At 63.9% G+C, this 24,292-nt stretch carries 23 protein-coding genes; 19 read left to right on the top strand and 4 right to left on the bottom strand.

Annotated elements, in window-relative coordinates; all coding sequences use genetic code 11:
* Positions 1-20: 20 nt before the first annotated feature.
* From virB5 to C7402_RS16410, 11 genes are all read left to right on the top strand, one after another.
* The gene (virB5, locus tag C7402_RS16460) at positions 21-716 is read left to right on the top strand and encodes a P-type DNA transfer protein VirB5 (RefSeq protein WP_116611442.1); all 696 of its coding nucleotides are present in this window, start codon (positions 21-23) and stop codon (positions 714-716) included.
* 180 nt (positions 717-896) lie between these two features.
* The gene (locus tag C7402_RS16455; protein ID WP_116611339.1) at positions 897-1,601 is read left to right on the top strand and encodes a VirB8 family type IV secretion system protein; all 705 of its coding nucleotides are present in this window, start codon (positions 897-899) and stop codon (positions 1,599-1,601) included.
* Complete coding sequence (locus C7402_RS16450; RefSeq protein WP_116611338.1) at positions 1,598-2,422, top strand: TrbG/VirB9 family P-type conjugative transfer protein; 825 nt, start codon at positions 1,598-1,600, stop codon at positions 2,420-2,422. Before C7402_RS16455 ends, C7402_RS16450 begins: the two co-directional genes overlap by 4 nt.
* Entirely contained in the window at positions 2,415-3,644 is a 1,230-nt protein-coding gene (virB10, locus tag C7402_RS16445; protein ID WP_116611337.1) for a type IV secretion system protein VirB10, read from the top strand. Before C7402_RS16450 ends, virB10 begins: the two co-directional genes overlap by 8 nt.
* Complete coding sequence (gene virB11 / locus C7402_RS16440; RefSeq protein ID WP_116611336.1) at positions 3,641-4,759, top strand: P-type DNA transfer ATPase VirB11; 1,119 nt, start codon at positions 3,641-3,643, stop codon at positions 4,757-4,759. Before virB10 ends, virB11 begins: the two co-directional genes overlap by 4 nt.
* A gap of 9 nt (positions 4,760-4,768) precedes the next feature.
* A complete protein-coding gene (locus C7402_RS16435; protein ID WP_116611335.1) occupies positions 4,769-5,143 on the top strand; it encodes a hypothetical protein in 375 nt (124 codons plus the stop codon).
* A complete protein-coding gene (locus C7402_RS16430; protein ID WP_116611334.1) occupies positions 5,140-6,867 on the top strand; it encodes a type IV secretory system conjugative DNA transfer family protein in 1,728 nt (575 codons plus the stop codon). The genes C7402_RS16435 and C7402_RS16430 overlap by 4 nt, the downstream gene beginning before the upstream one ends.
* Positions 6,864-8,726, top strand: a complete 1,863-nt coding sequence (locus tag C7402_RS16425) for a PriCT-2 domain-containing protein (RefSeq protein ID WP_116611333.1) — start codon at positions 6,864-6,866, stop codon at positions 8,724-8,726. The genes C7402_RS16430 and C7402_RS16425 overlap by 4 nt, the downstream gene beginning before the upstream one ends.
* Positions 8,727-8,782: 56 nt before the next feature.
* On the top strand, positions 8,783-10,321 hold the full coding sequence (locus C7402_RS16420) for an LPD7 domain-containing protein (protein WP_116611332.1): 1,539 nt from the start codon (positions 8,783-8,785) through the stop codon (positions 10,319-10,321).
* Between the two features lie 8 nt (positions 10,322-10,329).
* A complete protein-coding gene (locus C7402_RS16415) occupies positions 10,330-10,869 on the top strand; it encodes a plasmid stabilization protein (RefSeq protein ID WP_116611331.1) in 540 nt (179 codons plus the stop codon).
* A 1-nt stretch (position 10,870) separates the two neighbouring features.
* Positions 10,871-11,884: a relaxase/mobilization nuclease domain-containing protein gene (locus C7402_RS16410; RefSeq protein WP_116611330.1), complete on the top strand. Its 1,014-nt coding sequence runs from the start codon at positions 10,871-10,873 to the stop codon at positions 11,882-11,884.
* Positions 11,885-12,113: 229 nt separating this feature from the next.
* On the opposite strand, the gene C7402_RS16405 is transcribed toward C7402_RS16410, so the two are convergent.
* Positions 12,114-13,031: an AraC family transcriptional regulator gene (locus C7402_RS16405; RefSeq protein WP_110329400.1), complete on the bottom strand. Its 918-nt coding sequence runs from the start codon at positions 13,029-13,031 to the stop codon at positions 12,114-12,116.
* A 101-nt stretch (positions 13,032-13,132) separates the two neighbouring features.
* On the opposite strand from C7402_RS16405, the gene C7402_RS16400 reads away from it, so the two are divergent.
* The 4 genes from C7402_RS16400 to C7402_RS16385 all read left to right on the top strand — a co-directional run bounded on the left by C7402_RS16400 (position 13,133) and on the right by C7402_RS16385 (position 17,473).
* Complete coding sequence (locus C7402_RS16400; protein ID WP_116611329.1) at positions 13,133-14,044, top strand: SDR family oxidoreductase; 912 nt, start codon at positions 13,133-13,135, stop codon at positions 14,042-14,044.
* Positions 14,045-14,066: 22 nt separating this feature from the next.
* A complete protein-coding gene (locus C7402_RS16395; RefSeq protein WP_116611328.1) occupies positions 14,067-15,032 on the top strand; it encodes an SDR family oxidoreductase in 966 nt (321 codons plus the stop codon).
* An 81-nt stretch (positions 15,033-15,113) separates the two neighbouring features.
* The gene (locus C7402_RS16390) at positions 15,114-16,910 is read left to right on the top strand and encodes a CocE/NonD family hydrolase (RefSeq protein WP_116611327.1); all 1,797 of its coding nucleotides are present in this window, start codon (positions 15,114-15,116) and stop codon (positions 16,908-16,910) included.
* Between the two features lie 2 nt (positions 16,911-16,912).
* Positions 16,913-17,473, top strand: a complete 561-nt coding sequence (locus tag C7402_RS16385) for an SAM-dependent methyltransferase (RefSeq protein ID WP_116611326.1) — start codon at positions 16,913-16,915, stop codon at positions 17,471-17,473.
* Between the two features lie 39 nt (positions 17,474-17,512).
* On the opposite strand, the gene C7402_RS16380 is transcribed toward C7402_RS16385, so the two are convergent.
* Both C7402_RS16380 and C7402_RS16375 read right to left on the bottom strand, forming a co-directional pair.
* Positions 17,513-18,028: a DUF2867 domain-containing protein gene (locus tag C7402_RS16380; protein WP_116611325.1), complete on the bottom strand. Its 516-nt coding sequence runs from the start codon at positions 18,026-18,028 to the stop codon at positions 17,513-17,515.
* Positions 18,029-18,168: 140 nt separating this feature from the next.
* Positions 18,169-18,825 (bottom strand): FMN-dependent NADH-azoreductase, encoded by a 657-nt coding sequence (locus C7402_RS16375; protein WP_425273786.1) that lies wholly within the window; start codon positions 18,823-18,825, stop codon positions 18,169-18,171.
* Positions 18,826-18,852: 27 nt separating this feature from the next.
* Here C7402_RS16375 and C7402_RS16370 point away from each other — a divergent pair, with 27 nt between their 5' ends.
* From C7402_RS16370 to C7402_RS16350, 4 genes are all read left to right on the top strand, one after another.
* Positions 18,853-19,257: a winged helix-turn-helix transcriptional regulator gene (locus C7402_RS16370; RefSeq protein WP_011488778.1), complete on the top strand. Its 405-nt coding sequence runs from the start codon at positions 18,853-18,855 to the stop codon at positions 19,255-19,257.
* A gap of 937 nt (positions 19,258-20,194) precedes the next feature.
* A complete protein-coding gene (locus C7402_RS16360; RefSeq protein ID WP_116611323.1) occupies positions 20,195-20,656 on the top strand; it encodes a hypothetical protein in 462 nt (153 codons plus the stop codon).
* Between the two features lie 9 nt (positions 20,657-20,665).
* On the top strand, positions 20,666-21,358 hold the full coding sequence (locus tag C7402_RS16355; RefSeq protein ID WP_116611322.1) for a nucleotide-binding protein: 693 nt from the start codon (positions 20,666-20,668) through the stop codon (positions 21,356-21,358).
* Entirely contained in the window at positions 21,351-22,025 is a 675-nt protein-coding gene (locus C7402_RS16350) for a hypothetical protein (RefSeq protein WP_116611321.1), read from the top strand. The genes C7402_RS16355 and C7402_RS16350 overlap by 8 nt, the downstream gene beginning before the upstream one ends.
* A gap of 45 nt (positions 22,026-22,070) precedes the next feature.
* Here C7402_RS16350 and C7402_RS16345 read toward each other — a convergent pair whose 3' ends face one another.
* A complete protein-coding gene (locus tag C7402_RS16345) occupies positions 22,071-24,254 on the bottom strand; it encodes a ParB/RepB/Spo0J family partition protein (RefSeq protein WP_116611320.1) in 2,184 nt (727 codons plus the stop codon).
* Positions 24,255-24,292: the final 38 nt, after the last annotated feature.

Here is a 24,292-nt window from a genome sequence, read left to right as displayed (position 1 = left end):
CGGACGGTGAGGTGATGACGATGAGCGGACGAAACAGATGGATCGGTGCGGTGTTCGTACCGGCAATGTGGTGCGGCGGCGCGCACGCGCAGGGCATCCCGGTCTTTGACGCGCAGAACGTCGCGCAGGCCATCGCGACGGTCGCCCAACTGGAGCAGCAGGTGCAGCAGGAAATCCAGATCTACCAGTCGACGGTCGGCACGCGCGGTTTCGGTGCGCTGATGAGCAATCCGGTCGTGGCGAAGTCGCTGCCGTCGAACTGGCAGAGCGTCTACACGGCGGTCCAGAACGGCGGCTACGCGGGCCTGACGGGCAGTGCGCAGGCGCTGCGTTCGGCGAGCCAGATCTACAACTGCGAGGACCAGACCGGGATCGACCAGCAGGTCTGCCAGCGTGCGTTGAACAAGCCGTTCCAGGACAAGGCGTTCGGGCAGCAGGCGTACCAGACCGAGCTGCAGGAGCTGAACCAGATCCAGAGCCTCGCGCAGCAGATCGATGTGACCCAGGATCCGAAGGGCATCGCCGAACTGCAGGCACGCATCCAGGCCGAGACGACGACGGTCAACAACGAGATGACGAAGCTCCAACTGTTCCGGATGCTGTCCGACGCCGAGGACAGGCTCGTGGCCGAGCAGCAGGGTGAACTGGTACTAAGTCGCGCGGGCAAGACCAGCCGCCTGCAGGACCAGATGGTTCCCGCGTCGTTCGGGAACTGAGGAGGAAGCCATGTCCGTGCCGACTCCCCTGATCCTCGCCGGCTGCATCGTCTGGAGCTTGGCCGCGTGCAGCAGTAGTCCACCGAAACCGGTTCTGCCGGATGGCCTGCACCGTGTGCCGGTCAATCGTGTGCTGCCTGTTCCCGATGTACCGGCTGCACCTGAAACTGGAGACCGGTCATGAGCGCGCCGCACGACTACGGGCGCGTGCTCGACATCGAGGCGTCGCTGACCTGGCTGCAGGAACGCTCCGAACGGCGCGCGTGGCATGTCGCCTATGCGGCAGTCGGCGTCGCCGTGCTGAGCGTGACCGCACTCGCGGTGATGGTGCCGTTCTACCGCGTCGTGCCTTTGCCGATCGAGGTCGATCGCCTGACGGGCGAGTCCCAGGTGATCGACGTACTCGATGCGCGCCATGTGCGTACGAAGGAGATCCAGGACAAGCACTGGGTCGAGACCTACGTGCGCGAGCGCGAACGCTATGACTGGGGCCTGCTGCAGATGGACTACGACAGCGTGCTCGCGATGAGCGATGACGTGGTCGCGCGCGACTACCGCGGCATCTACAGCGGTCCCGATGCGCTCGACCGGCAGCTCGGGGCGGGTACCGAGCGGCGTGTGCGGATTCTCTCGGTCACGCTGCCGCCCGATGAACCGGGCCACGCGGTCGTGCATGTCGAGCGCACCTCGTTTAAAAACGGCCAGGCCGACGCCGAGCCGACGCAGCGTTTCGTGATCACGCTGGCCTATACCTACCGGCCACCCGTGTTTACGCGCGAGAGCGTGGCCATCGCCAATCCGTTCGGCTTCAAGGTCACGGCCTACAGCCGCGATCCCGAATATACGCCGCCAGCCTCCGCTGCGGCGGTGGGAGGCACGCCATGAGAATGCTTCTCTCCACTATGGCGATGGCGAGCCTGCTGTTTTCGGGGATGGTCCACGCGGTCGATCTGCCAGGCTGGAACGACGACTCGCGCGTGCGCCAGGTGATCTATCACGCGGACGAGGTGGTACGCGTCGAGGCGCAGCGCGGTTTCGCCACGCATATCGCGCTCGATCCGCAAGAGCAGATCCAGGTGGTCGCGCCCGGTGACCGGGACGGCTGGCAGATCGTTGCGAACAGGGGCGATCACGACGTGTACCTGAAGCCGCAGCTCGCCGCGCACGACTCGAACCTCGAGATCCGCACGGACCGCCGCAGCTACAGCTTCGATCTGGTGGTGCTGCCGCTCCAGTCGAAATTCGGCAACGACCGTGTGATGTACCGCGTGACCTTCGTCTACCCGGACGAACTGGCGAAGCAGGCTCATGCGGATTCGGATGCCGGGCTGGTCGGGAAGCGACTGGCTCAACCGCCGACTGTGCGCAATGCACGGTACTCGATGCAGGTCATGCGGGATTCGGACGATATCGCAGCGACCGCCGCATGGGACGACGGGCGCTTCACCTATCTGCGCATCCCGAACAACCGTCGCATGCCGGCGGTTTTCCGGGTGGCGGACGACGGCACGGAGAGCGTGGTCGACAGGCACGTCGAGGGCGACACGATTGTCGTGCATGAGGTTGCAAAGCGGTTCGTGCTGCGGCTCGGCAAGGAAGTCGTCGGGATCTGGAACGACGCCTACGACATGGACGGCGTGCCGCCGCATGACGGCACCACGGTCAGCGGCGTGAAGCGTGTCCTGCGGAGCCACGGCGATGAATGACGATACCGGACGCAACTTGATTGAGCCTGACGATTCCGCGGGCCAGCAGCGAGCGCGGAACCCGAGTGGTGGTGCCGTGCCGATGTCCGCCGATCGCGGCATGCCGGCGCTGGGCCAGTACCGTAGCGCCCGTCCGCGAGCCTGGTGGCTGACGCCGATCGCGATCGTACTGGTGGTCGGCGCCGGTGCGGTCTGGACCGTGCATGGTTTCCTCGCGCGTCACGATGCCGAGGCGAAGGCGCGGCGTGATTCCGTGGCCGACACGTCTACGCAGGGCCGCACGTTCCGGGATGCACCTGCGTCTGCGGTCATCGCGGCATCGGCTCCGGCACCCGCGAGTACCGTTGTCGTTCATCCCGTGTCGGCGTCGGGTGTGACTGTCGCCCCGGTTAGCACCCCGCACGCGATAGCAACCCGCAGCTATTACGACGCGCCCCTGCTGGCGACGGGCGGCGGGCAGGAGGCTGCGGTCGGGCTGCCTGGCGTGCTCGAGGCCGGAAGCGTTGCCGGTGCCGCTTCATCGGTCGCCGCAGCCGTATCCGGTAGCGTGGCGGCTCCGGGCGTGAGCCAGGCGGGCGGCGCGCTCGCCCAGGCCCTGACGCCGACAGCAACGCCGCGTGTGCGCGCCGCGATGCTCGGCAATCGCAGTCTCATCCTGGCACAAGGGGCCAAGATCGACTGCGTGGGCGACACGGCCTTCGATTCGACCGAAGCCGGGATCTCGACCTGTACGGTCACAAAAAACGTGTACTCGGACGATGGGCATGTGCTGCTGATCGAACGCGGTTCGCAGATCAACAGCGAGTACCGCTCGAACCTGGCGCCGGGGAAGAAGCGCGTCTTCGTGCTGTCGGCGCGCATCAAGACCCCGAACGGCGTGACGGTCGAGATCGACTCGCCGGCCGCCGATGCGCTCGGCCGCATGGGTGTCGACGGTTACGTGAATAACCACTGGGGCCAGCGCATCGGCGCGGCGATGCTGCTCGGCATCGCGCAGGACGCGATCGGCTATCTGGCCACGCGCGGCGGCAACAGCAACGGGTCGGTGGTGTTCGAGAACACCCAGCAGCAGGGCAATGACATGGCCACGCGTGTGCTCGATAGCACGATCAACATCCCGCCGACCCTGACGCAGAACCAGGGCGCGGAATTCACGATCGTCATCGCACGCGATCTGGATTTCGGATCGGTCTATTCCCTGAAGCCGGAGGGTGCGCAATGACGTTCCGTCCTGACATGTCGGATTCGCCCCACGATCCGATGCCGGCCCGGCTGCCCGATGACGCTTCCGTACGTGAGCTGATGCGCCCGTTCGCGCCGCTGCTCGACGACGCCGATGTGACCGAACTCGTCATCAACCGGCCGCAGCGCGTGCTGACCGAGAACTCGCGCGGCTGGCACGGCCACGACTGCGTGGACCTCGATTTCGACCGGCTGATGTCGTTCGCGGTGGCGGTTGCCACGCTGACGAACCAGGAAATCTCGGCTCAGCATCCTGTCCTGTCGGCGCTGCTGCCGGGCGACGCTCGTATCCAGATCGTGGTGCCGCCGGTCGTTCCGCCGCGCACGGTGTCCGTCACGATCCGCCGGCCGTCTGCGCGCGAGAAAAGCCTCGATGCCTATCGAGAGGAGGGGCTGTTCGACGACACGGTATGGCATCGACCGGATGGGCTCGATGCGGCGCTGCCGGGGCTGCGCACAGAGGACCGCCGTCTCGTCCGGTGTCTGGAAGAGCACGACTGGGGTGCCTTCTTCGATCGTGTGGTGACGGACCGGCTCAATCTCGTGGTCGTCGGCAACACGGGGTCGGGCAAGACCAGTTTCATGAAAACCCTGTGCCGTTCGATTCCGGCGACCGAGCGGATCGTGACGATCGAGGATGTCCGCGAGCTGTTCATTCGCCACATCGAGAACTGCGTTCACCTGCTGTACAGCAAGGGTGGCCACGGCCAGGCGCGCGTCACGCCCGCCGATCTCATCGCCAGCACCATGCGTATGCGTCCCGACCGCGTGCTGCTCGCCGAGCTGCGCGGTGCCGAAGCCTACGATTTCCTGAAGCTGCTGACGACGGGGCACGCTGGCTCGATCACGAGCTACCACGCACCGAATGCCGCGGTTGCGATCGAGCGTTTCGCGCTGATGGCGAAGGAGCACCCCGAGGCTGCTGCCTGGGACGATGCCGCGCTCAAGCGCCTGCTGTTCCTCACGATCGATGTCGTCGCGCACATGGAGGCGCAGCCTATATTCGATGCCGCAGGCGAGCAGACCGGCAGGCGCTGGCGCATGACTGAAGTCTGGTTCGATCCGGTGCGCAAGGCGCGCACCGCGTTCGTGTAGGGGGTGACCATGACTGGACCATCTTCCCGTCTGCTGCAGCATGCCCGACCGGCAGCGATAACGCTGGTTGTGCTGGCCTGTCTCCTTGGCGGACTGGCTGCGTCCCTGTGGCTCGCGTCGTTCTTCCTGTACGCAAGCCTGCGGATCAATCCCCTGCACGCGGGCCTGTCGGGTTGGCTCGACGCAGCACTGGCCTGGCGGCAGGGTCTGATGCCGAACGCCGGCCGCAAGCTTGCGGGGGCTGCACTCTTTGGCGTGCTGCTGTCCTTTGGCGGCCCGGTGTTCGGGTTGCACGCATTGTGGGACCGCTCGGGCCGGCGCCGTCTCTACGGCAGCGCGCGTTTCGCGAGCGAGGCGGAAATCCGCCGGGCGGGACTGCTATGACGACGCACGCATCGCCCGCATACCCCGGTTCCCTGCCTGCGATTGTCGTGGGCGTGTGGCGTGGCCGCTATCTGCGCTTCACCGGGCAGCAGTTCGTGCTGCTGGCCGCACCCGCGCGCTCGGGCAAGGGCGTGGGCGTCGTGATTCCGAACCTGCTCAGTTTCCCCGATTCGGTCGTGGTGCTCGATGTGAAGCAGGAAAACTACGCCATCACGGCCGGCTTCCGACGCGCGCACGGACAAGAGGTGTACCTGTTCAATCCGTTCGCCGAAGACGGTCGCACGCATCGCTACAACCCGCTGTCGGCGATTTCGGATGGCCTGTTCCGGGTCGGCGACATCCTCGCGATCGGCTACGCGCTGTATCCGCCAGGCGGGCACGACGATTTCTGGAAGGACCAGGCCCGAAACCTGTTCCTCGCGATCGTGCTGCTGCTGTGCGAGTGGCGGGATGCGCGTCGCGTCGGCAAGGGTAAATCGATCCCGAATTACCGGGTCACGATGGGCGAGGTGCTGCGGCAGTCGTCGGGCAACGGCATGCCGGTCAAGACGTATCTGCAGCGTGCGCTGGTCCAGCATCGTGACCTGCTGTCGGGGCAGTGTGTCGATGCGCTGAACCGCTTCCTGTCGAACGACGACAAGGTGCTGGCGAGTGTCCTTGCCACCTTCAATGCGCCGCTGACGATCTGGGCCAATCCCGTTGTGGACGCGGCGACGAGCGCGAACGATTTCGATCCGCGCGATCTGCGGCGACGCCGCATCTCCGTCTATATCGGCGTGACGCCCGATCACCTGGCCGAAGCGGCGCTGATCGTGAACCTGCTGTTTTCGCAGGTCATCAACCTGAACACGAAGCAGTTGCCCGAGGCCGATCCTACGCTCCGGTTCCAGTGCCTGCTGCTGCTCGACGAGATGACGGCGATCGGCAAGATTCACATTCTTGCCCGCGCGGTGGCCTACATGGCGGGCTACAACCTGCGCCTGCTGTCGATCGTCCAGTCGATCGCGCAGCTCGAATCGGTCTACGGACGGGCCGATGCGCGGACCTTCATCACGAACCATGCGATGCAGATTCTCTATGCGCCGCGCGAGCAGAAAGACGCCAATGATTACTCAGAGATGCTCGGTACATTGACCGACCAGTCGCGCAGCGTGAGCCGCTCGAACGCGATCTTCGGCGGGCGGGGCGGGTCGAGCGAGAGCGTGTCCGAGCAGCGCCGGCCGCTTCTGTTGCCGCAAGAACTGAAAGAACTGGGGCGCGAGAAGGAAATCATCGTGCTCGAAAACACCAAGCCGATCCTGGCCGACAAGATCTGCTACTGGCGCGATCCCGAATTTGCCGCGCGCGTGATCACTGCACCCGAGGTGCCTGCTATGGATCTCGCGCACTTCAGCGCGGTAGCCGAACGACGGCTGCGCGACCTGCATCCCGACGAGATTGATCCGGACGGAGCGGGGCTGCTCAACCTGCCGCCCGAATACCTCGAAGTATTGCAGGATTGGGACCCGCGCGACCTGCCGCCTAACCTGGCCGATATCAGCGAGGACGATGCCGTGGCCTATGTGGAGCGGCATTTCATGCTGCTCGGCGTACCGGCGAAGAAAGTCGAGCTAGCCCGCCGCCGTCTGGTTGCCGGTGATCTCGATGTGGCGGAACTCGATTTCGTTGCGCCGGCACGGCGCGCCATGTCGAATGGTCCGCAAGCGACAGGAGCGCGGCAATGAGCACGCCCTATGTGAACGAGGCCGAGCGCGCGCGTGCCGCCCTCGCTGCGATCCCGGCCGACGACTACGGGACCTGGGTCGATATGGCATTTGCGCTCAAGCACGGATTCGGTGACGAGGGTTTCGAGATCTGGGACGCCTGGAGCCGCACGGCCGCCAACTATAACGAGCGCGCGGCGCGCACCACGTGGCGCTCGGCCAGCGCCTCGGGCGGCAAGACGCTGGCCACGCTGTTCTGGCATGCGCGCCAGCACGGTTTCGATCTCAGTCGCGCGCATTACCCCGATCAGATGACGGCGGTGCTGGCGCCGTCTGCCGAAGTGCTCGCGCGGCGCGAGCGCGAAGAGGCGCAGCGACAGGCACGCCATGCGGCCGTCGCGCGCGAGGCCGCATCGATCTGGGACTGGGCACGTCCGGTCGGGCCGGCGCATCCGTATCTCGCACGCAAGCATCTGGAACCGATGGACACGTTGCGCGAACTGGACGCGCTGGAGCTGAACGCATTGCTTGGCTATGCGCCGGCCAGCGAGGAGCAGACGCTCGCGGGCCGTGTGCTGATCGTGCCGGTGTGGAACGGCACTATCTCGACGCTGGAGTTGATCGACGAACAGGGACTCAAGTCGTCGCTGGCTGGCGGTGCGAAGAAGGGCGGTTACTGGATGACGGAACCGGCGCTGGTTCCAGACGCCGAGTCGTCGCTGATCCTGATCGCCGAGGGCATGGCGACAGCGTTGTCCGCTTCGCGTGCAACGGGCTGGTTTGCGGTGGCGGCGCTCTCCAGCGGAAACCTGTCGCTGGTGGCGACGAGCCTGCGCGAGCGCTATCCCGAAGCGGATCTGATCGTGCTCGGCGAACTGGGCCGCGGCGAAGAGCAGGCCCGGCAGGCGGCAGAAGACGCGCAGGCGCGCGTGGCCTGGCCGCAGTTTGCTGCCGACGCCCGCATCGACGACAAGGTGCCGAACGATTTCAGTGACATGGCAGTGCTCTCTGGCTTCGATGCAGTCGGCACGCATCTGCGTGGGTTGGTCCGTTCGATCGGGAAGGCGGACGGTGTGAACATGATTGAAATGGGCGAGCGTGAGGAGGGCGGAGAAATGGGCAACGTCAAGGAGAAGCTGCTATCCGACGAAGGTGGCAGTCCGCGCCGCCGGTCGTCGAAGCGAAGCACATCGAAGTCGGCTGCGCCGGATGCACCCGCAGCAGGCGAGTCGCCGGCCGCTGCTGAACCGGCAGCGGCCGCCCCGGCAGACTCTCAGGTCACCGCATCGCCGGATGCGGTTCCGCCGACGGTGCCGGCCGCCAGTCCCTCGCGCCTCCCTCCATCGCGTCCGCCCGTCGGCGAACCCCTGTTTGCTGTGGGTGATGTGCCGAACGAGATCAAGGCGCTCGCCGAACACCGGTTCGGTTCGCCGCTGAAGATGGGTACGCCGCGCGAGAACGGCGGACCGTATCGCGGCGAGGTGTTCAACACCGAGCACTACCTGATCCAGGAGGTGGCGACGCGCAGCGTCGTGTTTCATCGCAAGGATCAGATGACCTTTGTCTCCGAACGTCTGAAATGGATGAACGAGAACGCGCGACTGAATGGCTCCGAGCTGCAGGTCGGCTACGACGGCAGCGAGGCAAAGGTTTATCCGTGGGACCGCGCGCGTGATCTGCTCGACCGGGCGGTGCGTTCACTGAAGAAATCCGCCCAGGAGCTGAACTTCAGTCCGAATCTCGAAGGCATGCTCGACCAGTTGCAGGCGCGGTCGTGGGCACGCATCCAGGAATTGCGGACCGAAGCACTGGAGAAAGCGAAGGAGCCAGCGAAGGAGCCAGGCTTCTCCCGTGAGCCGGGCGCGGAGCCCGATCGATAGCACACGCGGTTCGCGACTCGCGGACAGATCCTTCCTGAAGGATATGAGGTGGCGACATGGCGCAGACAACTTCGGCTCATGAGGCCGATCCGGTCATCAACGTGATCGAGCAGGATGTGCCGGGCGGCGATGGCGGTCCGGCGCCGTCCGAGATTTATCCGGACACGCTGGATTCGGCCGCGATGGATGCGGTCTCTGCGAGGCGCCGGCGTGAGTTCGACGCCGCCCGCGCAAGGTTGCGCGACCAGGCAGTCCGGGACGATCCCGGCGCGGGAGCACACGCGGCGCAGCAGGGAGGAGCACCGGCACCGGCCGGAATGGCGTCTGCGGTCGATCGTGGTTACGTGCCGCTTGAGCGGCCGCCCGAGCGCGTGGCCAAACGCTATATGCGCTCGGGCAATCAGTATTTCCTGAAGGACGCGCCGTTCCAGCTCGCTTTCGAGGATCTGGGACCGTACCTCGTCACCGAGCACAACCGGCCGGACGTGGTCGAGTCGATGCTCGACATGGCGCATGCCAAGTCCTGGCAGCGGATCCGCGTGTCGGGACACGAAGTATTCCGTAGCGAGGTCTGGCTGCAGGCGGCATTGCTGGGGATCGAGGTGAGCGGCTACGAGCCGAAGGCGGCGGACCTCGCACGCCTCGCTGATGCGCGGCAGGCACGTCTCGACAATCGTATCGAGCTCGCGGCACCGACGACGGCGACGATGGCGGCAGCTACGGGGCAACAGAGCCGCGCGGATGCGCAGTCGCCTGTGTCTCCGGTGACGCCTTCTGCTGCCGCAGCTACCGTCAATGGAACCTCGTCGCCTGCGCGGGGACACGATGTTGTGCGGGAACCGCGCACCCCGCAGGCGGATCGGAGCGCAGCCAGCGACGAACCCGATGCGCCGAGGCGTTATGCCGGTGAACTGCGCGAGCACAGCAGCGCGCCGTATCTGCATAATCCCGCGCGCAGTGACTCCTATTACGTTGTGTTCCGCGATCCGGCAGGCGTCGATCAGGCCGTGTGGGGTGTCGATCTCGAACGCGCTGTGCGCGAGTCGGGAGCTGGCGTCGGCCAGCAGGTCGTCCTCGAAAATCTCGGCAAGCGCCTCGTGACGGTGCGCGTGCCGGTCTTCGACGGCGAAGGCAATGTGGTTCGTGAGGAAGACAAGGACGTTTACCGGAATACCTGGCAGGTCGACGTCGTGCAGCGCGACCTGGAGTCGGCCATTCCCGCGAAACCCGATCGTCCCTCGGATGACGCGCACGTCGCCGATTCCCTGGCCGCGCATGTTACGGAGGCACCTCCGCGCCGTCAGCATGATGCCCGACATCCGGAAAACGACTGGGTCATGCAGATGGCCGTGCTGGCGACGGCGATGCGGGAACAGGGTTTCGGAGAACGTTCGATCGCCCGCGTGCAGCAGCGTGCCGAACGGATGCTCGTTGCCTTCGGGAAGGAGGGCGTCTCCGTCCCGCCGCCGAAGGTATTCGATCCGAAGGCGCCGTCTGGCCGGGATCAGCGCAGGCGTTCGGCACCGGAGCGGACCCTTGCGCCTGAAATCGATCGCGAGCCGGCCGCCCCCGCACCGATGTCGCCGTCACGCTGAGGCAGATCGTGGCCGCGCGTGAGCGTCTGTGCGTCGAACTCGGTGCCGTCAGGCTGCGCTGGGACGACTGGTGTGCGCGTCGTGGTCTGACGGCCGGCGAAGGCGCCCGCCAGCTGATCATGGCCGCGGTCCATGATGATGAGGGCGATGTCCAATCCGCCACCGTCATGCGCGATCTGATCAGACCCGTGGTTGGCGAACCTCGCACCCGCATCGAGATCCGGCTGACGGCGTCTGAACTGGCTGCCGTAGATGAGCGGGCCTGGGCGGCAGGCCTGAGCGGAAACCGCTGGATTGTGTCGCTGGTCCGCGCGCAGTTGACGCGTGAGCCACAGCTCGGCGAGTACGAGATGCGCGCGCTGTCGGAATCCAGTCGGCAACTGGCTGGCATCAATCGTCTGCTGGGTCAGCTTGTCCGTTCCGGCGTGGTTGAACTGGCGACTCCAGACCGGATGCCGGACTGGGCGGATATGCGGGACCGGATCGACGCCCATCTGCGTGCCACATCGAGCGTCATTCGCGCAAACCTTGACCGATGGAGCCGCTGATATGCCCTATCCAAAAATCTACATCGACGCGATGCTCGTGAACTGGGGCGACCGGCTGTTTCAGGAGCCGCTGCGGCACGCTCGAGCTGCGCGGCTCTCGCATGTTGATATCCGGGACGAAGCCGCCCGCATGCGAGCCAAGATCGCACGCACGCTCCGGCGCACGCCCGAGGTAATGGTCAAGATCACGAACAAGGCCGCGAGCGCCCAGGGCATGGGGGCCGTGCGCCGACACCTGCGCTACATCTCGCGCAACGGCCAGGTCGAACTGGAAGACCAGAACGGCGATCGAATCGCGGGCGTCGAGGCATTGCGTGATCTGACGCGGGCCTGGCAGCTCGGCGGATGGGGCATCCCGGAGAGCAGCACGCGTCGCGAGGTATTCAATGTCCTGCTGTCGATGCCGCCGGGCACGGACAGGCGGGCCGTGCGCGATGCGGCACGCGACTTTGCGGCACAGGAGTTCGGCGATGGCCGTGCGTATGCATTTGCGGCGCACGACGATGAAGCCCATCCGCATGTGCATCTGAGCGTACAGGTTCGTGGCCCAGATGGGCGGCGCCTGAATCCGCGGCGCAAGGATCTGCAGCGGTGGCGTGAGCACTTTGCAGAGCAACTGCGCGAGCACGGCGCCGACGCCAATGCGACGCCCCGGCGTTTGCGTGGCGTGACGCAGCGTTATCCGAAACCCGCTGTCGTTCACATGATCGCGCGCGGCGAGACGCCGGGTTACTGGAAGCCGCTGCCGGCCGATACGCAGCGTGACGCAGGCTGGGTCGCGCACGGCGGGGTGTTCGCTGCCTGGCGGGAATTGGCTTATGCGATGGCGAGATCGCGTGCGCGCGAGGATCGCTCGATGGCCGTCGAGATGGCATATTTCGTCGGCGGCATGCCGGTGCAGCGGGACCGGCCCGTGGTGGAGCGAGTGCAGGACGCACGGTCCGAGCGGTCCGATTCAAAGGTTCCAGACGCCAGAGATTGGCCAGACGATGTCGGACCGGGCGTGGATCGGTGACGGCAAGAGTGCAGCGTGGCTATACCTATCGTGCCGTGGATCGGTGAGTCTGGTTTTTGCAACTATTTACTGCGTGTTCGCTTTAACCCATCCAGGCTTGCCAAGCTCGATCAAACGCCGGGAGGGCTAATCGAACTGAACGCAGCTTTGCTCGGCCGGCTCGTTATGCGTATTCCAGGCCGGACGTAAGTGTGTTCATGGTTCGAGCGGAGGCCGTCTCGGTCCCGCTTTAGCCGCCGTTGGTTTGCCGGCGACCGTACTGTCGCGGGGCGCACTTCATGATCCGTTTGAAAGCTGCGCTGAAAGACTTTTCCGAGTCATACCCGAGCGCCAGGCCGATTTCAGCAATCGAGTCGCGCGAGTGCGTCAGCCTCGCAGCGGCGAGGTTCATACGCCAGCGCGTCAGATAGTCCATCGGCGAGAGCCCGACGAGCTCCTTGAACCGAAGGGCGAAACTCGTGCGCGACATGGCAGCCTGCTCCGCCAGCGTCTGTAGGGTCCATTTTGCGCCGGGCGTCTCGTGCATGGCGTTGATCACCGCGCGCATCCGTTTATCCGCGAGCGCGTAAAGCCAGCCGACGGCTTCGTTACGCCCGCCTGTGAACTGCAGCCGCAACGCCTGGACAAGCACAAGGGTAGCCAGCTGCTGCGCGACAATGCCACCACCCGGCTGGGGCTCGCGCAATTCCTCTCTCATGCGCTCGATACACCATCGCAGCGTTGACGGGCCCGGTTCCTCCCGAATGTGGATGACCGCAGGGAGCACGTTTAAAAGCAGATCGGCCTGACCGTCGGCCAGCGTGAAATATCCGCCCACGCTGAGGAATTCGCCGCCACCCTTGTGCGTCACGATACGGCCATCCCTGATCTGCGGGACGAGTGTACCGAACGCGACCGGCTCTGCCGCAAGATTGCTCGCGATGCAAAAGGACTTGCCTCGCGCGAGCAGAAAGCATTCTCCTTCGGTGACCTCAAGGGGCTCGGGTTCGCCATCAACGCTAAGCCAGCACCGGCCCCGCAGCACCGCATGAAACTTGATTCCGTCGAAGGGCCCAAAACGCACGGCCCAGTCGCCGGCCGCATCGAAGCCGCCGGAAACGTAACTTTGCAGTTTCAGGAGGGACAACACATCCGATAGTGTATCCATGACGAAGTTCGAACGATTGAATACCAGAAACGAACTTTAAGGCATGGATCGTTCCGATTCAACGCCCTATGCTGTACCCGTAACTGAACGGGAGAGGTGCGATGAGAATATTCGTAACCGGGGCGACCGGCTGGGTCGGCTCCGCAGTTGTGAGTGAATTGCTCGGGGCAGGGCATCAGGTCACGGGCCTGGTCCGGTCAGTAGAGCGGGCCGCCGATTTGGGTACGGCCGGCGTGCGGACCCTCGTGGGATCGCTCGAAGATACCAGGCGCCTGCAGGAAGGCGCTTCCGAAGCCGATGCAGTGATACATACCGCGTTCAATCACGACTGGTCCCGCTTTGCCGAGAACAGCGTCGTAGAACGCCGGGCGATCGAAGCGATCGGTGCGGTGCTCGAAGGATCGGACCGCCCCTTCCTCGTTACCTCCGGCGTGGTCTTGTTGGCCCCGGGTCGAATCGCGACGGAGCAAGACGTCGCGCCACCGGTTTCAGAGCGATTCCCCCGGGCGTCGGAGGCGGCCGTGAGGGAATTGTCCGCGCGGGGCGTACACGCCACCACGATACGCCTCGCGCCATCGGTTCACGGTCTGGGCGACCACGGTTTTGTGCCGCGTCTCGCGGCCATTGCGCGGGAGAAGGGCGTGTCGGCCTATGTGGGCGATGGGCTCAACCGCTGGCCCGCCGTTCATCGGCTCGACGCGGCCCGTGTCTACCGTCTGGCTATCGAGAACGTGACAGCGGGGCCGTTCCATGCAATCGGCGAAATGGGCGTGGCGCTCAGGGATATCGCCGCGGCGATAGGCCGTAGCCTGGGCCTGCCGCTAGTTTCCCTTTCTGCGGAAGAAGCTGCCAAGCATTTCGGATGGTTCGCACCCTTCGTGGCGATCGACGCCCCTGCGGACAGCCGTCACACGCAATCGATACTGGGCTGGTCGCCGCAGCACCAGTGCCTCCTCGCGGATCTTGCCGATCCCGGTTACTTCCGCGTCGAACCGGCCGGCTCGTCCCATTGAAGCGGGACCGGGAGAGACAACCATGCGGATCTTCATCACTGGCGCGACGGGCTTTATCGGTTCCGCGGTCGTTCGCGAACTCATCGCGGCGGGCCACGCGGTGACAGGCCTCGTGCGTTCGGCGCATGCCGTCGCCCCGCTCGAGGCAGTGGGGGCGAGGGCATGTCGCGGAACGATCGAGGATACCGACATCTTGCGCCAGGAGGCTGCGCTCGCCGACGGTGTGATCCATACCGCCTTCTTCCACGCGCTCGCGCATGCCAGCCTGGGCATTCGCGCACGGATACTTTTCGGCGGCCCGCCGTCCCGTATCGTCGAACGCTTCGCGGCCGCGGCGGTCGCTGTGGATCAGCGCGCCATCGAGACGTTCGGCGAGGCACTCGGGGCACGAAAGGCCTCGCTGGTCATCGCCTTTCCGACCATGGCGATGGCAGCAGGGCGGCACGCGCTGGAGACCGACGATGCCGATCGCGCAGCCGTCGGCGGTGCAAGGGCGCGCTCCGAGCAGGCCGCAGTTGACCTTGTGCGGGCCGGCGTGAACGCCTCCATCGTTCGTCTGCCGCCCACGGTACATGATGAAACGAAGCTCGGGCACGTTACGCGGTTGATCGAGATTGCACGGAAAAAGCGGATGTCCGCCTGTCCCGGTGATGGGTTCAACCGATGGGCCGCCGTTCACAGGCTGGACGCATCGCGGCTGTTTCGGCTTGCGCTCGAAAACGGCGAGCCCGGGGACCGCTATCACGGCGCGGCCGAGGAAGGAATGCCGTTTCGCGATATTGCCGATGCGATTGGCCGCCATCTCGACGTCCCTGTGGTGCCTTTGCTCGCTAAAGACTGTTCAAGGCATTTCGGCTGGCTCGCGCCGTTTGTCGCTGCGGACAATCCGGTTTCCAGCCAGGTAACGCGGGAACGCCTGGGCTGGACGCCACAGCACCCGTCATTGATGAACGACCTTGCGGCCGCCTTGCGCGATCGGGGCCGCTAAAAGCCAGCTTCGCCCAGCGGCGGGTACCGCGCCGGGATGAGGCGGCGCAATTGCCACACCAATAAATCAGGAGTTCTTATCATGCATTCCAGGCGAATCGTGCTGTGGGTCACTGCCTTGCTCATCGCGTTTGCCCAGCCTTGTCTGGCCGAGCAGGTCGATAGCGGCGTTCCCGGCATGATTTTCGACCATGACGTACCGGTCACGATGACCGATGGCGTACAGTTGCGCGTTAACATCTATCGTCCCGAAAAGTCCGGTCGATATCCGGTTCTCATGTTGATGGGGCCCTACGGGAAGGATACGAGCATGGCGGATGCGCCAGCCTATAAGACATCGTGGGGCAAGCTGATCGCGAAATATCCAGACCTCTGCAGGAAATCCTCGTGCCGCTACATCCGGTTCGAGGCGCCCGATCCCGAGCGGTGGGTGGCCGACGGTTACATCGTCATCCACGCCGACGTTCGCGGGGCCGGCGCATCTCCGGGCGTGCTCGACCCCTTCTCGCCGCGGGAGACTGAAGACTACGCCACGCTGATTACCTGGGCGGCCCGGCAGGCCTGGAGTTCGGGAAAGGTCGGTCTGCTCGGCACTTCTTTCCAGGCGATCAATCAGTATCAGGTGGCCGCGTTACAGCCAGAAGGGCTTGCCGCGATACTGCCTTGGGAAGGCGCGTTCGATCAGTATCGGGAGATCGCATACTATGGTGGCATTCTGAACGTTGCATGGGAGTTCTGGTGGACCCATCAGGTGGTCCCCAATCAGAACGGCAATGCGCAGACGCCCCTGGTCGATTCGATCAATGGTGGCACGGATACGGGGGCGCCTCTTGCCCCGGACGTCTTGAAGCAAAACCGCGTCGATCCCGTTGAAGCCTTTGCGCAGCACCCGTTGGACGACACCTATTATCGGCAGCGCACGCCCGACGCCAGCCAGATCAAGGTCCCGCTGCTCGACGTTGCGAACTGGACGGACTGGAGTACCGCCGGCTATCGCTTCGCCGCCAGCAAGGGCAAATGGCTGCGGATTCAGACCGGCGACCATCTGACGCCTTTCTATTCGGACGAGGCGCTCGCGCTGCAAAAGCGCTTCTTCGATCATTTCCTGAAGGGCGTGGACAATGGCTGGGAGAAAGAGCCGCGCGTTGCGGTGCAGATCCGCCGGCCCAACGGGACAGTCTGGAGGAATGCTGGCGCCTGGCCGCTACCGGGCACACGTTGGCAACGCTACTATCTCGATGCGGCGAACGCTTCGATGGCGCCGGGCCTGGAGCATCTGGCGTCCGCCCAGAAATCGTACGCCGGACTTGGCGATGAACTCACTTTCACGACGAAGCCCTTCAGCAAGGAGACGGAATTCACCGGCCCGATCGGCGTGAGGTTGTGGGTCGGTTCGTCGACGGCGGATATGGATATCTTCGCGGCCCTCAGGCTGATTGATCCGCAGGGAAGGGACGTTACCTTTATCGGCAACAGCGATCCGAACGTGCCACTGGATCTCGGATATCTGCGCGTGTCGCACCGCGCTGTCGACCGGACGAAATCGACCCTCTACCAGCCTTTCCACCCTCATGTCGCTTCTGAGCCGATGACGCCCGGGCGGCTCTATCCCGTTGACGTCGAATTTACCGAGCCGACTAGCATCGTCATTCCAAGGGGCTATCGACTTGCGTTAACGATCCAGGGCAAGGATTTCGGATACGGACCGGATGCGAACATTGTGCACGCTAACGATTACCCCCTTCCCGACGCCCACAACTCAGGGCTCTTTTTCGCCGCTCATCCGAACCGGGACGCAAAGCTGTATGGCGGAACGAACACGGTCGCGACCGGCAGGGACCATGCGTCGTACCTCCTGCTGCCGCGCATTCCGCGTTGATCATGACGCTGCTGTCGTATGTGACCGTCGCCCTGACGCTGCTCGCGGGCCTCTCTCTCGTGATTTTCGCGGCGGTCACAGGCGTGCCGACACTTTCGTCGAGGGGCGTCGAAGCCTCCGACGTCATTGCACTGCTCAAACAGGCAAACCTCGCCCGGTCTGCCGTGATCATCGATCTGGGAAGCGGGTGGGGCGGACTGGTAGTGGCAGTCGCGCGCGCGTTTCCCGAAGCTACGGTCGAAGGGATCGAGATATCGCCATTTCCGTACCTGATTTCACGGCTCAGAGCGTCTGGATTGCCGAACGTTACGCTCAGGTGGGGCAACTTCCATCGCAGTAATCTTCGCAGCGCCCACGCGATCGTTTGCTATCTGATGCCGTCGGTTATGCCGGCGGTAACCAATCTGCTCGACAGGAACCTGAAGCCGGGCACTGTCGTGGTCTCCAATACATTCCTGTTCCGGGAACGCACGGCCTTCGCGGTTCGTCGAGCAAGCCGGCGCGGCCTCGTCGCGCTATATTTCTGGCCGGCCCTCCACTGGCTAGCCGACGACTACGAATAGGCGACGACGCCTCGTCGCAGCACCGATGTCCGCATCCGCTCAGGCGGGCCATCCGATCTTCTGAGCTTGACGAAGCGAGCCTCGCACGACCATGCGATGGAACGGCGCAATCAACGCGATATAAGCGCGGCCGAGCAGGCGGTTGTAGAAGACGAGCGTTGTCACGATTACCCGGCGAGGGTGTTCATCGGATGGTGGCTGCACGAGTATCGACACGCGGAAATTCAGATGCGTGTCGTCCTCCCCAAGCACGATCTCATTCGGATATCGCCCGAATATGCGGAAAATGTTTAGCCTGTCGCCGCCTGCGGCCGAGAGGTCCGCGGCGCGCTTTAGACCAAGCGGTCGTACCAGCAGGTCGCGCAATTTCAGCAGCGCCGCAATCCATTCGGGCTGATGGTCGAAGATGTGCCGGGCGATAGATTCCGCGTCGTGGGACGCGGCCTCCGGCAGATCGACCGAAAATGCGTCAGCAAAATCGGCTCTGCGGTAGCAGGACGTCAGTTGTGAGGATGCCGGCAAGCCGGCCTGTTCGATCTCCGCGGCTGTGTGCATATCCGATCACCGAAATGAAGTTGAGCCAGGTCCATGCGGTCGGAGCAGCGCGTCCCCGCTATCGACTGCCTGCCAGATGCAATCAATATAAACGGGGGACGTTCCCTCGCACTCGAAAATGTGCGAGGGCACCGCCGCTGTCAAGCTCCAGGGGTAGCCGGGGTGGCAGCGTTCGTAGAAACCTTGTTCGCCGCTTCAAGTGCGCTCGCGATCGAGGCGCGGCGCGCCTCCTCACCGCGCCCGAGTCCTTCCGCGACGACGAATTGGATATCGGAGACGCCTATGAACGTGAATACCGAGCGAAGCAGGGTCTCGGCGTGTTCGAACGCCTGATACGGGGAGCCCTCGCTGTAAACGTTGCCGCGCGCCAGCGCGACGATCACGCGCTTGCCCTGGGCAAGACCGATCGGTCCGTTCTCGCCGCGTGCGAAGGTCTTGCCGCGCACGACGATATGATCGATCCAGGCCTTGAGCTGGGTGGGAACCGAAAAATTGTAGAAGCCCGCCCCGATTACCACGATGTCGGTGTTGAGGAACTGCTGCACGTCGTTGCCGGTGTCGAGCGCCGTGAACGCGTCGAAGGAGAGATGGGGGAGCGGTTCGCGGGCAAGATCGCGATAGGTGACATTCACGGCGCCGTGTGTTTCGACGATCCGCTCGACAATGGCGGCGGAGAGCACGCGGCTCGCCGAGTTTGCGCCCATGATGCTGGAATCGAGATGAAGCAGGTTCACTTTTGGCCTCTGGTCTGGATTTGTGACCAGCACTATGCTATGTAAGTCGAGGCGATCCGCCAAGAACGCATATTTTTAGGACCAGGTCACATGGATATGCCTGCCTCACCGGGCGTCAGTACTCAATGCCATAAGGTTGGCAAGGTGCTCGCCATCGTTGGCGACAAATGGACGGTCATGATTGTCAGGGTACTGATTGATCGGCCACGCCGCTTCAACGAGATCAAACGGACCATCGGCGGGATCTCGCAGCAGATGCTTACGCGTACCCTGAAGGCACTCGAGCGCGACGGCATGGTGAGCCGCACGGTCTACCCGACGGTGCCTCCGCAGGTCGAATATGCCCTGACGCCGCTCGGACAATCCCTCGCCGTCCCGGTTCGTGCACTGGGTGCGTGGGCGGGAGAGCATCTCGACGAGATTGAGAGCAACCAGGCACGCTATGATCAGGACAAACATGCTCGCGCCACTCGACGCGGGACCGGGCAGGCCTGACGCCCGCAGGCGAAAGAGCAGCTCGCGTCGGTGATTAGCACACTGCGCCCTGGGAGTCAACATCGAAGGCGCCTCGTCGACCGTGACGACTGCGGCAAATGCCGACGACGGTTGCTCAACGTCAGCATTCGCCTCAGCAGCGCGCTCCCGGCGCTCTTCCAGTCGTACCCACTTGTGCAACTGGTTTACGTTCACGCAGGCCTTCAGCGCAAGGACAACCAGGTGGTTGGCGCTTCTTTTCCTCAATTTCAATCGTGCTTGGCGCCAAAAGCCGGCGGTAGCCTATCCTGCCATCCCCGCCATCCCCGATTTTTGTTTTGTTTTCGGTGCCGAGTGTGACTTTCGTGCACACGATGTGTAAGCCATGTGCAACAGAAATTCGAATCCGTGTAATCGCAGTGCGCGCTGCGTTTGACGTAGCGGTGCGAAGAAGTAATCGGCACGTGGGGGAGCGATTGATCCCCGGCACGTCAGGCGTAGTGGGGCGAACAGCATCTGTCGGTTCCCAGTGAATGGACGGTGCGCTCGATGCATCGCGCGTGTCGTGCCGGTGATACCTCTGTTTCGCATGGCTATGAAGGTCTGCGCGAAGCGGACGCGCGTGTACAACGTTTGCTTGGCTATGGCAGAGCGAGACGAGTGAGCATCGCGTTCTCACGCCTGTGACACCAAATGCGCTTTGGTGGTTCTTCAGTGCGAGTCTGCAAGCACACGATGTTCAATGCGATTCGCGCCGGTGTGCGCTAACGGGCGAACAGATGAAAGGCCTGTGCGAATCAAGGAACTCTTTGATCAATGGTAAAAAATATTTGTTGTTCTGTCATATTCCTCTGCATTCCGATGTATTCCGTCATCGTCGAAAGCCGAACGAGGCAGGTGTTGACGACGGGTAAGGGCGTGCGCAAGATGCAGTGAAAGGTGTGTGTCGGAGTGAGTCATGTCGGGTGTCAGGAACTTCACGCGAGGGCAGTGGGAAGCGCTAGGGCGCAGGCTGGATGCGCTGCCGGAAAAAGCGAAACAGGAGCAACCGGTCAAGGTGGGCGACGGCGTGAAAGCCATACGGAGACAGATCGTCGCAGCGCGGGAGAAGGGATACACGATGCATGAACTGATAGAGCAGGCCGCGCAGGAAGGCATTGACGTGAGTCTCAATTCCCTGAGATATGCGATGCGCCGCGCCGACGGAAAGGGGCGAATGCGACGGGGCAGTCGGGACGCGGCGCGAGAGCCGGTGGCAGCGCCAACTAAGGGCAGGAAGTTAGCGCAAGCCGAAGCTCCACGCGATAACCCGCTACGCGCCGGATTACAGCAAAAGGGGGACAAGGGGGTAACCAGGCCGGGGCAACAGGTACAGGGCTTTCTCGGATTTCCGATCAGCCCGGATACCGAGAACTTGTAGAGGTTACGCATGGCAACGGAAAATCCCCCCATCTATATGGTCGGTGGCAGCAAGGGCGGTGTTGGCAAGAGTTTCGTGACGCTGGCGCTGGTCGATTACCTGCGACGGATGGAGGTCAATGTAGTGCTGGTAGAAACGGATACTTCCAACCCCGATGTGATGAAAGCGGTCCACGACGAGATCGAATGCGGGTCGTGTGATCTGGACGACGTCAGCGGCTGGATTGACTTCGTCAATTTCTGTGATCTGCACCCGGATGCGACCGTTGTCGTCAACACGGCGGCGCGGAGTCAGGCGGGCGTCGCACAGTACGGCGGGACGCTTGCGAGCACGCTCGATGAACTGGCCCGGCGTCTCGTCGTGTTGTGGGTAATCAACCGGCAGCGCGATAGCCTCGAATTGCTTCTCAGGTTCGGTGCGACGTTTCCGAATGCGATCACGCACGTCGTGCGCAATGGCTATTTCGGTTCGCCGGATAAATTCACCCTGTATCGGGACTCGCAATTGCGCAATGCTATTGAGGCGCAAGGCCAGTCGCTGGATTTTCCCGATCTTGCGGATCGCGTTGCGGACGAACTGCGTAGCCAGCGCCTGTCAGTAAGCAAGGCGGCGGAAATGATGCATATGGGTGAGCGGGCGGAACTGCTGCGCTGGCGCGCAGTGTGCGGCACGATGTTCGCTAGAGTGACGCCTCATGCGTGAGAAGCGAGCGAGGTCGGCTGATGCGTTCGCCCGCCTGTTTCTCGAGGTCACGGGTGAATTGCCCGACGATGGCAGTCTCTTGCGGATGCGGCGGGTTTCCGGTGCGTTGCGCTTGCGGGACAACGACGCCCTGTGGTCGATGATCGTCGTGCTTGAATACTACGCACGGCTTTACGAGGCGATGCCCGATCGTATACGCAGGGCCGGGGATGGTGGCTTCGATGCAGTGCGTCGGGAAGCCGATGAGGCGACCGGGGTCTTGATGCGCCAGCACCGCGACGCGCTCGCGCGCTGCAAGGCGACGATCCAGCTGGCCGAGGACATGACCCGGGAACACGAAGCGAGGTACCAGGTTGCGCTGGCGTCGCTCAATGAGCAATCGATTGCCGCGCTCGCGGACGGGCTGGCCAACCGGGTCGCGAGGATCGCCGGTAACCGCCTTGTCGGCGCGGCGGCAGTAGCGGCGCGGGACCAGCGCGAACGGATGGATGAGGCGGTGGCCCTGTTTGAGAGCGCAATAGTGGACGCCATGAAACGGGTGCAGACGGGCATCCTGGTGACTGAACGGCGTTTGATTCACACGCTGGGGCGCCTGTTGGTCGTTGCGGCCTGCCTGTTTGTGACGTTGGTCGCTGCGGCATTCTGGATGGGTGAACACGCCCGATAAACGGTACTCCCCGCCTGCGCGCGGGCACGGGCGGAGATTGGGCTGTCACGCGGTGTGTTGCGTGGTTTCGGCATTCGCTATGCTGGCGGCGGTCGGGAAGGGCCACGCCGGGTGGTTTTCCTTCTCATGGGCCGTGTCAGCCGGAGCGTCAGTTTCCGGTGCCCTGGCTTCGTCCGCGTTGGCGACCTGTGCGTTTTCCGCTTCATCCCCGTCAGCCTCATCGTCCGGGGCGTTCATCGCGCCGAGGGCCCGGATCGGCGGAACTTCCCGATCGGTGAGGATATCCGGGAGCCATGCGGACTTTGCCAGCCGCAGTTCGGCAGCAGCGGCGGCATCGCCTTTTTTCATCTTGCTGAGGTCAAGGGCAATCCTGGGCGAGACCGCCTGCATGGCGACGTCCACGATGCGTGCCTTGCTGACGTGGTCAAAATACGAGGCGCGGGTTGCCGTCCAGTATCGGGTCATGTCGAGCTGTAGCGCGTTGCTCAGAGCGTTGAGGGCGTGGGGGCCTTCCGTGCCGGTCACGCCGTCGAGCAGGGTGCCGGTGCAGAAGGCGAGCAGGTCCAGCAGCGTCGTGCCAGCATCCTGCTCGATCAGCCACGGCAGCAGATCGGCGAGATTCCTGGGGAGGGCCGCGAGCCACTGCTGGCGCTGTGCGCCGATGATGCCCCATGCGGTGCTGGCGGACAGATCGTCGGCGGCCTTCAGCAGCGCATCGTGGTTGCTGGTCGCGTTGAGTTCCAGACACTCCCGGCTCGACACGACACTATACCGCTCGGGGAAAGCGACCGGCGCGAGCCGGAACAGCAGCGCCGCGAGCGCGACGGACGGTTGCGCGATCAGTTCCGCATGGATGGCGGCGGTGCGATGGGCGCTCAGACGCTGGCAGAGCTTTGCGCTGTGAACCGGTGGGGACTTCGGGTTCGCCTCCTTGAGTGTGGCAACGGCGTGCCCGGTCGTCGCTGCACCCATGCCCCGCGCGGCATTGCTGTCATGGCGTACCAACCCGCGCTCGATGACAAGGTCGCCTTGCGGGTCGAGGATGATGAACGCACCGGCTTCGGCCATCTGCTGCGTGCTCCATGCCTGCGTGCGCATTTCGAGCGCCTGAATCGCGGCGGTGACGGTGTTCAGTTCGGTTTCGATCCGTTCGCCTTCCTCATAGGCGTTTTCATCATCCTCCGAAAGTGCGTCGTACTGTTTCGCGAGCGCGTCCTGCCGTGCGGTCAGGACATCCATTTCGCGCTGCTCATCCTCGGTATACGCGCGGTCGATCGGAGCGAGCCTGTCGTAGTGGTTCAGTTCGAGTACGTCACGCTCGATGCGCGTTTCGGTCCAGTTCCACCCCTCTGCGCGGACTTCCCCTGCCACGGTTTCGAGTTTTTCGCCCGCCAGACGTTGCAACAGTTCCGTGTCGGCGATGAATCCGGCATTTTCAGTGTCGCTGAACAGGTCGCGCCGGACAAAGCCGCCCGCCGTCTCGTAGGCGGCGAGTCCGACGAAGCGCACCAGACGGCTGCGGCTCACGTCAATCTCGGCTCGCGTGATCGCCTGACGGAGATACTGCGACGCGCGCTGCCAGTCGTTCGGCGCATCGAACCAGACGCGCTCCTGCGTTTCGTGATCATCGGCCAGTGCGAGCGCAGCAAGCTGGTCGAGGGTAATGCCGTCCTCACGCAGTAGCGCGAGCAGCTTCGGGGACACGCTGGCGAGCTTCATGCGCCGCCTGACCGTGAGCGGTGAAGCCGAAAAGAGCGCGGCGATGTAATCGATGCTGCGGCCTTCCTCAGCCAGCATCCGGTAGGAGCGCAACACGTCGAACGGGTCGAGTCCTTCACGCTCGCTGTTCTCGATCAGTGAAATCGCGAGCGCCTCGCCTTCACTCACGATCCGCACGGGCACCGGATAGTCGGCGGCGATGTGCTTCTGCTCGAATAGCAGGTCAAGCGCGGCCTCGCGGCGCTGGCCCGCGCAGACACCATACCGGCGTTGCTTGCCGCGTGATCCTTTCATTTCATGAACGACGAGATTTTGCAGCAGGCCCTTCGCAAGGATATTGGAGGCGAGACCGGGAATGCCGGACAGCGGCTGCGTGCGCGCATTGAGCGGTGAGCACCGCAGGCTGGAATACGGTACGGTCACGATGGGTTGTTCGTTGCCAAAGTGGGTTTCGAGCAAGGCGGTTGATTCGGCAGCACCACGATCGGTGGTTTCGGTTTGGGTTTGCATGACTGACTCCAGAAAATTGAAAGGAAAGTTCCGGGTCG

It is taken from the genome of Paraburkholderia unamae (assembly GCF_003096875.1).
Classification (GTDB): Bacteria; Pseudomonadota; Gammaproteobacteria; order Burkholderiales; family Burkholderiaceae; genus Paraburkholderia; species Paraburkholderia unamae.
Note: the sequence above shows the minus strand (reverse complement) of the source record. Positions and strands in the feature narration are given on the sequence as shown.